This window comes from Betaproteobacteria bacterium, from assembly GCA_016720925.1.
In the GTDB taxonomy this organism is placed as follows: Bacteria; Pseudomonadota; Gammaproteobacteria; order Burkholderiales; family Usitatibacteraceae; genus UKL13-2.
The window spans coordinates 653,593-667,527 of record JADKJR010000001.1; the positions used below are offsets into that span (position 1 = coordinate 653,593).

At 59.1% G+C, this 13,935-nt stretch carries 11 protein-coding genes; 6 read left to right on the forward strand and 5 right to left on the reverse strand.

Going from position 1 to position 13,935, the window contains the following annotated elements; all coding sequences use genetic code 11:
• Positions 1-102 precede the first annotated feature (102 nt).
• The 3 genes from IPP88_03140 to IPP88_03150 all read left to right on the forward strand — a co-directional run bounded on the left by IPP88_03140 (position 103) and on the right by IPP88_03150 (position 3,540).
• Complete coding sequence (locus IPP88_03140; GenBank protein MBL0121750.1) at positions 103-891, forward strand: hypothetical protein; 789 nt, start codon at positions 103-105, stop codon at positions 889-891.
• 218 nt (positions 892-1,109) lie between these two features.
• Positions 1,110-1,898: a class I SAM-dependent methyltransferase gene (locus IPP88_03145; protein MBL0121751.1), complete on the forward strand. Its 789-nt coding sequence runs from the start codon at positions 1,110-1,112 to the stop codon at positions 1,896-1,898.
• Between the two features lie 346 nt (positions 1,899-2,244).
• Positions 2,245-3,540, forward strand: a complete 1,296-nt coding sequence (locus IPP88_03150; GenBank protein ID MBL0121752.1) for a hypothetical protein — start codon at positions 2,245-2,247, stop codon at positions 3,538-3,540.
• Between the two features lie 76 nt (positions 3,541-3,616).
• On the opposite strand, the gene IPP88_03155 is transcribed toward IPP88_03150, so the two are convergent.
• Together IPP88_03155 and IPP88_03160 are read right to left on the reverse strand one after the other, a co-directional pair.
• Complete coding sequence (locus tag IPP88_03155; GenBank protein ID MBL0121753.1) at positions 3,617-4,504, reverse strand: phosphodiester glycosidase family protein; 888 nt, start codon at positions 4,502-4,504, stop codon at positions 3,617-3,619.
• Between the two features lie 121 nt (positions 4,505-4,625).
• Positions 4,626-5,153 carry an SRPBCC family protein gene (locus tag IPP88_03160; GenBank protein MBL0121754.1) on the reverse strand — a complete coding sequence of 176 codons (528 nt, stop codon included), beginning with the start codon at positions 5,151-5,153 and terminating at the stop codon, positions 4,626-4,628.
• A gap of 186 nt (positions 5,154-5,339) precedes the next feature.
• On the opposite strand from IPP88_03160, the gene IPP88_03165 reads away from it, so the two are divergent.
• Positions 5,340-5,858 (forward strand): PH domain-containing protein, encoded by a 519-nt coding sequence (locus IPP88_03165; GenBank protein MBL0121755.1) that lies wholly within the window; start codon positions 5,340-5,342, stop codon positions 5,856-5,858.
• 44 nt (positions 5,859-5,902) lie between these two features.
• On the opposite strand, the gene IPP88_03170 is transcribed toward IPP88_03165, so the two are convergent.
• The 3 genes from IPP88_03170 to IPP88_03180 all read right to left on the reverse strand — a co-directional run bounded on the left by IPP88_03170 (position 5,903) and on the right by IPP88_03180 (position 10,521).
• Positions 5,903-7,180: a hypothetical protein gene (locus IPP88_03170; protein MBL0121756.1), complete on the reverse strand. Its 1,278-nt coding sequence runs from the start codon at positions 7,178-7,180 to the stop codon at positions 5,903-5,905.
• On the reverse strand, positions 7,177-8,619 hold the full coding sequence (locus tag IPP88_03175) for a hypothetical protein (protein ID MBL0121757.1): 1,443 nt from the start codon (positions 8,617-8,619) through the stop codon (positions 7,177-7,179). Before IPP88_03175 ends, IPP88_03170 begins: the two co-directional genes overlap by 4 nt.
• Before the next feature lie 513 nt (positions 8,620-9,132).
• Positions 9,133-10,521, reverse strand: coding sequence for a serine hydrolase (locus IPP88_03180; GenBank protein MBL0121758.1), 1,389 nt, complete (start codon positions 10,519-10,521; stop codon positions 9,133-9,135).
• Between the two features lie 443 nt (positions 10,522-10,964).
• Here IPP88_03180 and IPP88_03185 point away from each other — a divergent pair, with 443 nt between their 5' ends.
• Both IPP88_03185 and IPP88_03190 read left to right on the forward strand, forming a co-directional pair.
• Positions 10,965-12,392: a YncE family protein gene (locus IPP88_03185; GenBank protein MBL0121759.1), complete on the forward strand. Its 1,428-nt coding sequence runs from the start codon at positions 10,965-10,967 to the stop codon at positions 12,390-12,392.
• Positions 12,382-13,914, forward strand: a complete 1,533-nt coding sequence (locus IPP88_03190; protein MBL0121760.1) for a hypothetical protein — start codon at positions 12,382-12,384, stop codon at positions 13,912-13,914. Before IPP88_03185 ends, IPP88_03190 begins: the two co-directional genes overlap by 11 nt.
• The last annotated feature ends 21 nt before the right edge of the window (positions 13,915-13,935 follow it).

Here is a 13,935-nt window from a genome sequence, read left to right on the forward strand (position 1 = left end):
TCAGAATGCTGTTGCGCGAACCGCGCAAGTATTTTGGCTGGCGCGAGTTTGCAGGACGTTTTTCGTATGTCACATGCTCAATCTACCCAAACGGAGGAACAAATGAAAAAAATGCTTTACGTCGCTTCGCTGGTGTTTGCCCTGCTGCCCCACGCCGCTGCCGCGCAGAGTGTCTTTGATGGAACCTGGAAAACGGACATCAAGACCATCGACTATCCGGCTAAACCGTCCGTCTACGTATTTAAGGATGGCATGTACGAATGCAAGACTTGCGCGACGAAGGTGCTCGTCAAGGCGGACGGCAAGGACCAGAAGGTCGAGGGTGATCCGTATGCCGATACCATCGCCGTGAAGATCATCGACACCCATCACGTTGAGATCACCAGCAAAAAGGCCGGGAAAGTGGTGGGACAAAGCAAGTTTGCGGTGTCGACCGATGGCAATTCGATGTTGCGCGATTATTCGAACCATTCGGCGGGCAATGCTGAAGTAGTCAAGGGCGTGACGAGCTACGCACGCGTGGCATACGACAAGACAGGTTCGAACCAGATGTCGGGTTCGTGGCGCGCGCAAAAGGCCGACAAGCTATCCGACAACGGCTTGAAGGTTACCTACAAATCAGAAGGCGCCATGATGAATATGTCGACCCCACTGGGCGAGTCGTACAGCGCCAAGACCGATGGGACCGATGCCCCTTACAAAGGCGACCCGGGGACGACCAGTGTCGCCGTAAAAGTGCGCAAGAATACCCTGGAGGAGACCTTCAAGCGCGATGGCAAGGTCATCGGCATGTCAAAGATGGAGGTTGATGCAAAGGGCAAGTCGGCAAAGGTCGACTGGATTGACAATCTGACGAAAACAAACGGCAACTATGTGATGGTGAAACAATAGTTGTCTGGCAGGCTGCTAACGCATCAGGCAATAGGCAGCACACCCCGATCCTTCCGCTGCCGGCAAGGGAAGGAATGGGGGTGGCGCATCGCGCAGCCAGTGCCCTGTACTTCCACACAGCCCATTTATTGTGCGCCTTTTGATCTGAATCACTAGTTGAAAGCTGGAAAACGTGATACTGGGCGTATGGTGAAAAATCTAAATTTCAGGGACATGTAATGAATACGTGGATTGCGAGCGGGGCGTTTGCCCTGCTTTTTTTGATGTCAATTGGAATGTTCTTTTTTGTCGTCACACGGGGTGCGTTGCTGATGCGCGGATTGTCATCCGGCTCCGGCAGTGAAAAATCGCATGTCTATCCGATTTACTCGAACATGCGGCTCATCAAGATGGTTGATTTCCAGCCCATCATCTCGGCAATCCTGCTGTTTCAATATCACCGGCTGGTGGCGAAAATCGTTGCCGGGCTGAAGGCGTCCGACCTGAAAGACAAGCGCGTGCTGATTACCTCGTGCGCGTTTGGCAACGTCATTCCGCAGGTGGTAAAGGCGGCTGTCGATGCGGGTGCCGAGCGCGTCGTCATCGCGGACATTATTTCCAATGAGCTGGTGCACGCGAAAAGCAAGCTCGCTGATTACCCCGGCAAAGTGGATTACATCGAAGACAATGCCACGGCCATGAAACAGAAGGATGGTGTCGTCGATGCCAACGTCATTTTTTTCCTGCTTCATGAACTGCCGCATCACCTGAAGGGGCAAGCTCTTAGCGAAGCCGGGCGCATGCTCGCCCCGGGCGGAAAACTCTATCTGGCGGAATTTCATCGCCCGGAATTGTGGGTACTGCGCGCACTGAGCTGGACATACTTCAAGGTCTTCGAGCCGCTTGGTTTGGCGCTTTGGGATTCGCACGATCCGCTCGATTGCCTGGAGAACATGGGCGGTTGGACGTGTGAACGCACCACATATTTTTTTGGCAATTTCCAGATCATTACCGCGACGAAGCAATAGCCGCACAACGCCACACTCCTGCATCCGGGAAAGCTGCTATTTCCCAGCGTATTTCATCGTAGAACGCCATTTGGCGGGCTTGTCCGGCCACAATGCTGCCAGAGACCGCGCCAGTGCTGGAGTTTGCTATTCGCTTCAAACGCACAAAACGCGTGCGTGTGGCAAGCCCGCTGGCAGGGTTTCGTGCGCGTTTTCCCTCACTTCGCGCCGCACCTCCTGCATTTCGTCGGCATGCGGTTGGTTGTACGCCGGCATCGGGCTACCTTACCGTTGGCCAGCCATGTTGGCAGGCACATCCGGTCACGACCCTCCGCGCCGGGTGCCGGCTTTGCAGAAAGGAATGTCCATGCATTCTCACGATTCCCATCGAAACCGCCACCGGCGTCTCCCGCGCGATCTGACAAAATCGTTGGCGGCATGTTTGTGTGCGGGCGCGATGCTCTCCATTACACCGGCGCGCGCGCAAAGTGCCGACCTCGTCGATGTTCTGGTTCGCATGTTCATTCCCGGCCAGTCGATCAACGTGGTGGAGCGCTCGCCGCAACGAGAATTCAGGTTCCGGGCAAAGGGACCGGTCACGTTTACCGACGCGGAAGATGACATTGAACGGCTGGAAGGCCGCGTGTCCATTGTAGAAAAACGTGCGGGCCGGACACGGCGCATTGACTTCAGACCCGCTGGTGCGACCGGGGTCAAGCGGATTTACAAGGTGGATGGCCGCGAGCAGCCACTGGATGCGGAAGGGCGCCGCTGGGTGGCCGAGATGATTGGCTCCACGATGCGCGAATTGCCGCTCGATACGGCGCGGCGCGTTCGTCGCCTGCATGCCAGAGGCGGCGTGGCGGCGGTGCTGTCTGAAATCGAACTGATCCATTCCGACCACGCGCGCCGGGATTACAGCGAGCATCTGGCGAAACTGGGGCCGCTCGATGAAAAATCGCTGGACCGCTTTATCGCGGCGGTATCGCGAATTCATTCGGACTTTGAACGGCGGAGCGCGTTGCTGGTGGTGATAGGTACGCAAAAACTCCCACCCGCGCAACAGGTCGCTGTGCTAGGCGCCGTCGCGAAAATGCAATCCGCGTTCGAGCAACGGAGCGTGCTCGAAGCATTGGCGCCGAAGCTGGGTACCGAGCCCATCGTGGCCAGTGCGTGGCAATCCGCCATCGGCAAAATCCGTTCGGATTTCGAGGTGCGCACAATTCTCAAGGGTATGGCACGGCGCGACACGCTCTCGCCGGCGCATGCGGAAATGATACTGGTGGCAACAAGGAAGATCGAATCAGACTTCGAACGCGCGACGGTGCTGAAAGCCATGGTCAAGCATCTGGCTCATTCGGGCGAATCGTCGCGGGTGGAATTCTTTCGCTCCACCAACAAGCTCCACTCCGACTTTGAACGGCGCGGCGTGCTGACCGCGCTGCTCGAGAGCGGCGACCTGGACCGGAATGCCTATTTCCCGCTGTTCGATTCCATAGGCGCGATTCAATCGAGTCACGAAAAGCACGTCGCATTGCTGACGGCCGCGAAACAAATGCCGCGCGATCCTGAATTGGTGGCGCGTTACCGCGAAGTGGCGGGCAGACTGAGCGACCATGAGCGAGGCCAAGCCGAAAAGGCGCTTGACCGGTTGAAGCTATAGCGAATCGGCCAATGGGCTGTCGACAGCGGCACGGAATACACAGCCCCGAATTGCGAGGACTTCCGCCACGGCTCCGTCAACGAATACGGATGCCGATCACATCCGCCACGGGCCGCTCGATGCGAACGATTGGCACGCTGCTTGACGTATCAGAGGGCTGGTTGGCGATCGCAAACACACCTGTCCCCGGATCCTTCACAACGAGCGCGGTGCTGCCGCCGCCATCCAGATTCAACGCGTCGTTTGCCCCCAGCGTTTTCATGAGCTGGCCGAATTCTTCGAGCGTCACGCCGCGGCTCTGCTCCTGCCGGCCATCCACGGCGACAATCAAAAGCGTGTGGCCATCCGCGCTCAGGCCGACGGCACTTCGGGGGTGTCGCACGGCTTCCTTCGGACGGGCAATGACTTCCCCGGCGCGCAATATGATCGCGCTACCACTGACGGCATAACGCGTATTCGCGGGTAATTCCTGCGCGCTTTCCTGGAACGAAATCCTGCCATCGTCATGCACGATAAAAACGGCACGCAGGGTTTCCTTTACCGGTCGCGTAGCCAATTTGCCGCCGGAAAAATGCCAGCCTTCGGGAATGCCGCAGTTGCCGACGAAGTAGTGAACTTTTTTCCCCAGCAGCGTTCGTGCATTCGGCGCGGCAAAGAAACTTGCGTTGATGGTGAGCGCGAAATCACGCTTGCGAGCAGCGTTGCTAGTGGTGTCAAGTTGACCCACGCAGGGACCGTCGCCGTCCGGATCTCGATCATCGGCGAGAGCGACCTGCACCTCAACCCGCGGATCGCCGAGATCAACACGGGCCACCACGCCGGCCACCGGTCCGGGCAACGTGAATCGTTCGACCTTGAATGGCAATGGCGCGTCGGAAACAGTTGTTTGCGGTGCACTGCTGGTTGCGCAACCGGTCGCGAAAATACATAAGAACAATGGAGCGAGAAGAGATCGGGTTTGCATGTTGAGATGGGGGATGGTGAAGGTGGTAATTCTGAACGTGGCGGACGTGATGGCTTCACTTTGAACAGGCTGAAACGGTTCGAACGTTTCGCGAAACCGCCGGCACGACAAATTGCGCGCGCTATTGTTCGCTGATCCGCTTGAGGTTGGCCAAACCGGATTCGAAGTCCTTGCCGACCATCTTGTCCATGCTGACAAATATCGTCATCAATTTCGACATGAACGGGCTCGGGCCGAACATGGCCCATTCGATGTGCGTGGAATCGCCCCGGCGATGCAGCGTGAATTCAGTGATGTTGTGCGCTTCGAATGGTTTCAGGAAATCCAGCTTGATCGTGATTTTGGAGTAGGGCGCGGAGTCCGTGATCTCCATGCGTCCCATACCGACCTTTTTGTTGCCTTCCCACTCGTATATGGCACCCCGGCCGCTGGTGGCGCCGCTGAAAGTGCGCTTCACCGCGGGGTCGATCTTTTCCCAAGGCGACCAGGCACCCCAATTGTGAAAGTCGTCTATCTGCGCGAACATCTTTTCGGGTAATGCACTGATTTCGGCTTCGCGTTGAAGGCGGAATGTATCGGGTCTGGTCGCGGCGAAGGCAAGCAAGGCGACGATCAGTACGATCACAACGATTGCGGCGATCTGAAGCATGAAATCCTCCGTGGCAGGTTTGGGACACGCGACCTTGTATCACAATTTGCGTGAGCATGGGTTGAAGCCGCCATATGGTCGTCAGGCAGCATTTGGTTGATCGTCCGGTCTTCCACGGCAATGGCCTCATGCTGACGGGAAGCGACATATACTGCCACGTTGGCGATGTTCACAAAGGGATGACAAATGAGCGATGACACCAAAGCCTGTCCGGTCTGCGGCGAAACCATCAAGGCTGCCGCGATCAAGTGCCGCTTCTGCAATACCGACCTGGCAGCGTTCGCCGCCACGCGTGAAGCGGAAGCGGAGAGAGTGCTCTTTACCGGTCGCCCCGCCGTGATTTACAGCGCGTGGCAGTGGATCGCCGTCGTGTTCACGCTGGGCCTGGGCTGGATCTACTACTGGCTGAAGAGTCTAGGCACCCATTACGAAATCACTTCACAGCGGGTGCGCATCGAGCGCGGAATTTTTTCGAAAATCAAGGACAGCGTTGAGGTGTTTCGCATCGATCATTTCGATTTGCACAAGCCGCTCGGCATGCGCCTTGTCGGCCACTGCCTGTTGCATCTGCGCTCATCCGATTCCAGTTTTGCCACCGTGATCCTGTACGGCATTCCCGAGCTTGAAAAGCTTGCGGATAGCTTGCGCGAATGTTCATTGCGCGAACGAACGAGAAGACGCGTCACGACGTTTGTGCAGGCTTAGCAATCGATCGGTATCGCGACGTTTTTTTCGAGAACGAACCGGTCTCAAGGCGGCAGCAATTTCCACGCCCGCAGCAATGCCCGCAATGCCTCGGGTTTGTTGGTCGGTGCTGGTGAACCCGCCTGGTCCTTGGTATTGGTGCCGTGACAGGACGCACATACCCGCACTTCTCCCGGCTGCATCGTCAGCCACACACGTTCACGAACCACCGGGTTGCCGGCGGCATCGGTGGTCTGCCAGGCCAGTGCCCGCCGCGCGGGGACGAACGCCGCGGTGGAGCCATCGGCGGCAATTTTGACGCTGCCAATCGGGCCGCCAGGGTTGGCGGGATTCTTGCCATTGGCGTCGTGCATGGGTTGCGCGATCACGCGCCGTCCTGATCGCGAGTAGCCGCGAATCAGGTCGCCCTGATAAATCTGGAAATGGGCGATGTCGTAGGTCTTGCCACCTCCCGGCGCGACGGTGCTGACGCCACCCGGTACGCGCAGGTTGAATGGCTGCTGCAGATCCGCCCGATCGCGCGTGGTCTGGTTGCGTGTCACGATCATGGCGAGATTATTGTTGCGCAGCCACGAGCGAAGCGCGTTTTCATCGACCAGTTCTTCGGCGAACACCGCGCTTTCGGGCGGTTCCAGTGCGGGAGCTGGCCGGATGGGGCGTGTGCGCGCGACCACTTCAACGGCTTCCATTTCCCAAAGTTTCCCGTCGAAGGTTTGCAGCACATCCGGACTCCACCACGTGACGGCTTTCGTTACGCCGCCAGTCAATGAGGCTCCCGGCTGGTAGAGCCCGGTGGGAATGTCGAGCGTCAAAGGTTTCAACAGGAATTCGGTGATCAGCGAAGGCGTTGCCGATATCGCCGGCGTGTGACTCGCGATCAGATTACCGGAGGCGAGCGGCAGGGGATTGCGAAAGCGCCCACCCGGTGACGACAGCCCCACACCGGGCGCGGTCACATCGCTCAATACCATGCTTTCCGCGGAAAGACCGGGCGCACCGGTCAACTTGACGATCTGATCCGAGGTCAGCGATCCAAACTCGCGCGCGGCAATGCCGACGTAAGTGCCAGCGTTAACCGGATCTTCCCGCAAATGGAACAGGCCGCCATCCATGCGTACGCTTTTGTGATTGGCGTGCAGACTGTCGTTCGTGTAATAGGACAATGCAGGATCGGATGCGAAGGACGGTGGAATGTAGCCGAATGCAAGTTCGTGCCGGCCGACGTGATTGAGGGTCTCTTCCTCGGTCCCGTCTTCGTTCATTTGCCACGGCGTGAAAAAATTCGAGGTGTAGCCGTTGACCGCGCCAAAAGCAGCGCTCACGCTGTCGGCACGGGTCTCGGGAAATACTTCATTGCGATTACCCAGCGCTGCCGCGCCCGCGCTTTCGTCCGCATAGTTGAATGAACCATTGGGCGGGTTGGCGGGTGCGGCCCGGTCCGCATCGGCTTGCTGGTCCTGTTGCAGGTGATCCCAGCGGATGAACACCACGCGACCGTAGCTGTCGATGCTCGGCGAGAATGCCCCGCTGGGCGTGTGATTGAGCATCCGCAAATCGCCGGTCGCCGGATTGAGGCTCCAGATCCGCTGACTGTCGCGGTACTTTCATATTCATCCAGTTGCGGATAAAGATGGGCCTGGCCATTGCGCGGCCGATCCGACGTGAAGAGGATGCGATCGTCGGTGCCATAAAACGGCGAGACATTGTTGTACGTACCGGGCTGATTCGGTACTTTAACGATGCTGACACTCTGGCCTTTGCCGAGGCCGGAGACCTCGTAGATTTGCCAGAAATACGTGGCGACCTGGTACTGAGCAGTGGGCGCACCGACCACCATGCTGAATACCGCCTTGGACCCGCTCCAGTGCACCGTCGGTTCGCGCACGGCGATGGCGTTGGCGCCTTGCCTGCCGTCCATCCCGAATCCGGCTTCCTTGGTCAGATTGCGCAATGTTGCATCCGGATAGCGGATCATCAAGTCCCCGCCGCGCGCGACCGAGTCCATGCTGGCGCGATGATTGCCGAAGGTTGAGGCACGGCTGGCGAAGTCGGACAGAGTTGGAACCTGCGTGACAAACAGGATCGGGTTTGGCATCGGCCCGCCAACCGCCCTCATTCGCGATTTCGCTGCCGCGATGTCGGCGGCGTTGATTGCGCCTGTCGCGTTAAGATCAAATGGAAAATTCGCGGCGGTCGTCATCTGCCCGGCGCGCGTCTTCACAGCGCTCACGTCAATATTGTTCAGGATGCGTGTGCCGTCCACATCACCGACCATGAATGCGATGGAAGGTGTTGCATTCACGGCGATACCGTTTACGCTTGGCAGCGAAATGGTCACGCGTTTGTTGTCGGGCACCACAGTGAGTCGCACCACCACTTCGTTGCCGGTTATCGCCGGTGTTGCCGGAACGGTCGCCGCCACGTCATCAACGGCGGTGACCGCGCCGAATGAATTAATCGTCGCATTGAATTGAAAGACCACATCATGGCCCGTGCCAATGGCACGGGGCTCGACGCTGATCGCGCCGCCAATGGGAATGTTGCCATCGATGGAAATATCGAAGGGGCCGGCGGAGCCGTGCGTCTTGCGCGACTTCACGCCGATAAGGGTTAGCGGTGCCAGTGCCGACGGCGTGACATTCACCGGCGCGGATGCGGCGCCCGTGCCACCTGTACTGCTGGCGGTGACGGCGCAGTCGTAGGGTGTTCCATTCACCAATCCCGCAACCGGGATCGGTGCGGTTGCGCTGGTGCCGGTCACGGTGCCATTCCCGCCGCTTGGGATGCAGGAGGCTGTGTAGCCGGCGATCGGTGCGCCAGCGGATGATGCCGGCGGCGAGAAGAAAACAAATACCTGCGCATTGCCGGCAACGGCGCTGCCGATGAGGGGCGCAGCGGGTGCCTGTGATGCCGCGTTTCCCGCCGCACACAAAACCCGAGCATGCCAATGAGCGGCAGAAATTTTCTGAAAATATTCATGGGATCGCAAACCTCTTTGGCGGGCGCACTTCCCTGGCAAACCCGATCCGCAAGCCTACAACAGAGCCTGGAACCGATGCCAGAAAAAGAACGCGGACAGATTGGGCAACAAATCACCAGCACTATTGGCGCCATCCCTGCACCAACCCAACCGAGGTACGCGAAACCACTATTTTTTTGAATATGCCTGAACATTACCACAGGGCGCCACAGGGTGCCGGGCGATAGTAGTCGAGAATTGCGATGACCTGTGATCAAGGGTCGCGGCAAATCCCACAAGCGATATGCCTGACTGCTATGGAATGCGCCGGGCCGTCTGTTTTGCCCCGCCTTGTTCCAGCAAGAAGCTTCCTGCCTTGCCATCCGTAACATCGCCAAACGTCATGACGATCGGCGCGACCTTGGCAAAGAACCGCGTTTCACTTTCCGGAAAAATTTCAAACTCGCCTTGACCGGTGGCCTGCGCGGTGATTTTCCCGGCATTCACGCGCACAGCGATATTCATGGTCTCGCTGAGTTTGTAGCTTCCCGCGTAGCGTGCCAGCGCCTTTTCGCCAATAGCAACAATCCTCGGGAATTCGCGCGGTGCCAGGCTGTGCCGGCGGTCCATCAAGTGCAGCGCAATGTCTCTTAATTGAGTCGACGAATTCGTGACAATGAATACGCCCTCCTTGGCGGCGCGATCCACCATCAGCGAGCTTGAAGAGCCGAACGTGCCGCCATCGTGATTCATGATTTCGCGTTTGTCGAACGGCAATCGCATCCACGCAAGCCCGATCGGATTGATGCGCCCAGGGCCTTCTTCGCGCGTGGTGGTGGCAAGACCGATGGCGCTTGCCAGCGGCGATACGTTCAAACCGGCAATCGCCTCGATATAGCGCCCCATGTCGCCAGCTGTCGAGCGAATGGAGCCGGCGCCAGCGTGCGCGAATGGCAGATCCCACGCAGGCGTGGGAAGGCCGCGGGCATCGTGAGGCTGTGTCATGCGGTCAGTGAAGCGCTTGGGATCGCTGCTCGTGTTGGACATGTTCAGCGGCTTCAGAATGCGAGATCGCAGCAACGCCTCGAAACTTACCGTCTTGGCCGCACGCGTCAGCGCGTAGCCCAGCAATCCGAAACCAATGTTTGAATACTCGTACTGCGCATTACGCGCACGCACGGGTTTGAAGGACTCGAGGAAATCCAGAAGATTCTGCTCGGTATAGTCGGCGTAGGGGTCCTTCTGGTCCTTCGGTTGCATGTTGGTGGCTAGTCGCGGCAGGCCGGAGCGTTGCGTGGCCAGATCGACCATGCGAATCGGCGCGCCGGTCGAATCGCGCAACGTGAGGCCGTCGGGCAGGAACTTCTCGACCGGATCGTCAAGCTTCGCTTCGCCCTTCTCGTCGGCGATCGCCAGCAGCAGGCCCGTAAAGGTCTTCGTCACCGAGCCGATCTCGAAAAGGTCATCCGCCTTTACCGGCGTGCTGCCGCGCGCGACACCCGCCGTCACGACCCGAATGCCGCTCGCGTCCACCAGTGCCACCGCCACGCCTGTGGCCCGGTGGTTGGCAATCAGGTGTTTGTCGAGAATGGCCTCGACCTCCGCGATGGTGGGCAGCGCGGCCATGGCCAGCGATGGGGCGAATACTGCGATGAGTACGGATGGAAGGACACAAAGAAAGCGGTCCAGGCGAATTGATTGCATGATGGCTTGTCCGTTTGAAGGTGCTGCACTTTCGCATTGTCACCGAATCGGCGCAATCCCCTTTGGGATGATTCGCCTCACCATGGCGACGAATCACCGTGAAGCCGCAGTTGGCATGAGGCACGTCAAAGTCTCCTGGCGAATGATTCGCCGAATTCCTTGACGACTGTCAAATGCGTGCCCCTACGTTCGGCTATCGTCTAGCTGTTCTCTGGCTGCCGGAAACCGCGAAGAGGGAATCGCGATCTCCGCGCTTGATCGTAGCGTTAGTGGTGGGCTGTGCGCGTGGTTAGTGTTTTCTTCGGACTGCCCGCATACAGGCGTCACATTCATCGCGCGCGTGAGATCCGCTCCTGTACTTGCCGGGGTGGATGGCGGCATGGAGGGCCGGATCCGCTGCAACAGCGATCCGCTCGTGGTGGACTCAACACGAAGGCACAATCATGAATGCGCGCGCTGCTCGACTGAACACTTCGCCTCTTCGCCGGGCAGTTGTATTGCTGGCGTTTTGCATCGCGACGATGCCGGCAATGGCCGATACCATTACCGCCACCGTTCCGGCAGGCGCAGGTCCCTGGACCGGCGCGGTGAATCCGGTGACGAACAAGATTTATGTGGCGAATGGCAGCGGCGACACGGTCACCGTAATCAACGGCGCGACCAATACCGCGACATCGGTCGTGACCGCGTACGGGCCGCGCGGCGTGGCGGTCAATACCGCGACCAACCGTATCTATGTGGCGAATAACGTCGGCTCGGTTTCGGTGCTTAACGGCGATACTGACGCGGTCATTGTCACCCTTCCCATTACGCCCGCCGGTTTATTGCCCGCGATTGCGGTCAACCCGGCGACCAACAAGATTTACGTGGTGAGAACCCAGGACTCGCTCGTCACGGTCATCGACGGCGCGACGCACGCAACCGTCAATGTTCCGACCGGCACTTGGCCGCAGACGCTGGCGGTGAATCCCGTGACCAACAAGATTTACGTCGCCAATGCGTCAAGCGCCAACGTCACAGTCATCGATGGCGCGACCAATACCACCACCACGGTCGCGGCCGGTACCAGTCCCCAGGCCGTGGCGGTGAATCCGGTCACCAACAAAATTTATGTGCCTTGCTACAGCACGGGTGTCACCGTCATTGACGGTGACACCAACGTGTCCACAAACGTCTCGGCCGGAACAGCGCCAACCTCCGTGGTGGTCAACCCCGTGACCAACCGCATCTACATCGGCAACGCCCTTAACCCCTACGTTGCCGTGATCAACGGTGCGACCAATGCCGTCAGTTTCGTCACCGTCACGGCCACCAACTCCCGAGTGCTGGGACTCAATACCACGACCAACGAGATCTACGCCGCCACTGGCACCAGCCCCAATAACAAGGTTACGGTGATCAATGGTACCAACAACACGACCAGCACTCTCACTTACGGCACTAATCCCTACCCGGCCGCGTTTGCAGTGAACCCGGTCACTAACAAGACTTACGTGTTGAACGGCATGACCAACGATATCACCGTGATCGATGCGGCCAATAACACCACGGCCACGGTCACTGTGGGTGACACCCCGCAAGCGGTGGCCGTGAATCCCGCGACGGACAAGGCCTACGTCGTGAACCTGTGGGGCAACAGCGTTTCGGTGATCACGGGTGCCACCAACGCGGTCAGCACTGTTCCCGTGGGACTCGGCCCCTACGCCGCCGCTGTGAATCCGGTAACCAACCGGATTTACGTCTCGAATTTCGATGACAATTCGGTCAGTATCATTAACGGCGCCACCAATGACGTGACGGCGGTCAACGTCGGTACCGGCCCGCTCGGCGTGGCCGTGAATCCGGCGACCAATCGGGTCTATGTTGGCTAACAACGGCAGCGATACGCTTTCGGTGATTGACGGCGATACCGGCACCGTCGCCGGCACCGTCAACACTGGACTATTCCCGCGCGGCGTGGCCGTGAATCCGGTGACCAACAAGATCTACGTGAGCAATTCGATCGGCAATAGCGTGACGGTGATCGATGGAGCAACGCTCACGACCGCTACGGTCTCCACCGGCGCCAGCCCCGACGCGGTGGCCGTGAACCCGGTGACCAACAAAACCTATGTCGCGAACAACGGCGGCACCACCGTCACCGTCATCGATGGGGCGAACGGGACCGCAACCATTAACGTCGGCACCAACCCGGTGAGCATTGCCGTCAATGTCGTTACCAATCGGATCTACGTGGGGAACAGCAGTGGCGGAATGACGGTAATCGATGGTGATACTAATGCCACCAGCACAGTCACCGCCGGAACCACAGGGCCGCATGGGGTGACCGTCAATCCGGCGACCAACAAAATCTATGTCGTGAACAACGGCAACCACAACGTCACGATTGTTGATGGCGCCAGCGGCAGCAAGAGCACGGTCGCGACAGGATTATTTCCTTTCGGCGTCGCGGTGAATCCGGTGACCGGCAAAATTTACGTGGCCAACAGCAGCGGCGGAACCGTCACCGTCATCACTGAGTCGCTCATGCAGGCGATCCCGCTCACGACCGCGATCGGCAGCCTGCCCGGCAACCAGACTGGTCTGGCGTCACCGACTTTCACCTTTACGCCGGCCAGCACCTTCGTGCCTACCGTGCCGCCCGTGCAAGGCGTCTATTACCAGATCGACACCTGGCAGGGCGCGTGGCAAAAAGCCGGCGGCACCGGCCTCTATACCGGCACCACCGCGCCGCTCGGCCTCGGCACGCACATCCTCTATGCCTTTGCCGTGGACGGACAAGAGTCGACCTCGGTGAGCACCGGCGTTCAGGCCTCGCCGTTGGTCGGCCAGATGGCCGCGTATGTTTTTACCGTGAGTGCCCAGACGCCGCCCTTGCTTCAGGCGGTGCAATCGAGAAAAGTCCACGGCACGGCGGGACCATTCGATCTGCCGGTGAACCCGCTGACGCCGATCACTGGCGCGATCACAGTCGAACCGCGCTTTATCGGTACCGGTCATACGCTGGTCTTTCAGTTCGACAAGCCTATTGGTTCGATCGGTGCCGTGTCGGCTGTCGACGCCTCCTCGGCATCGATCGGCACAGCAACCGCCGATCGATCCGGCAATGAAGTGGTGGTTACGCTCACAGATATTGCCAACAATCGCCGCGTCCGCGTATCCCTGAACGGCGTCAATGGCTCGGTCAATGCGTCCGCGTCACTCGGCTTTCTGGTTGGCGATGTCAACAACTCGCAGACGACCACCTCCACCGACCTCACGGCGCTCAAGGCGCGTGGCGGTCAAGCCGCGGCCGCCACGACCTTCTGGTACGACCTCAATGCGTCGGGGTCCGTTACCGCCGCCGACATTGCCACCATGAAGGCGCGTGTCGGGCAAATACTGGCACCCTGACTGGGGTCTTGAAGGCCGACA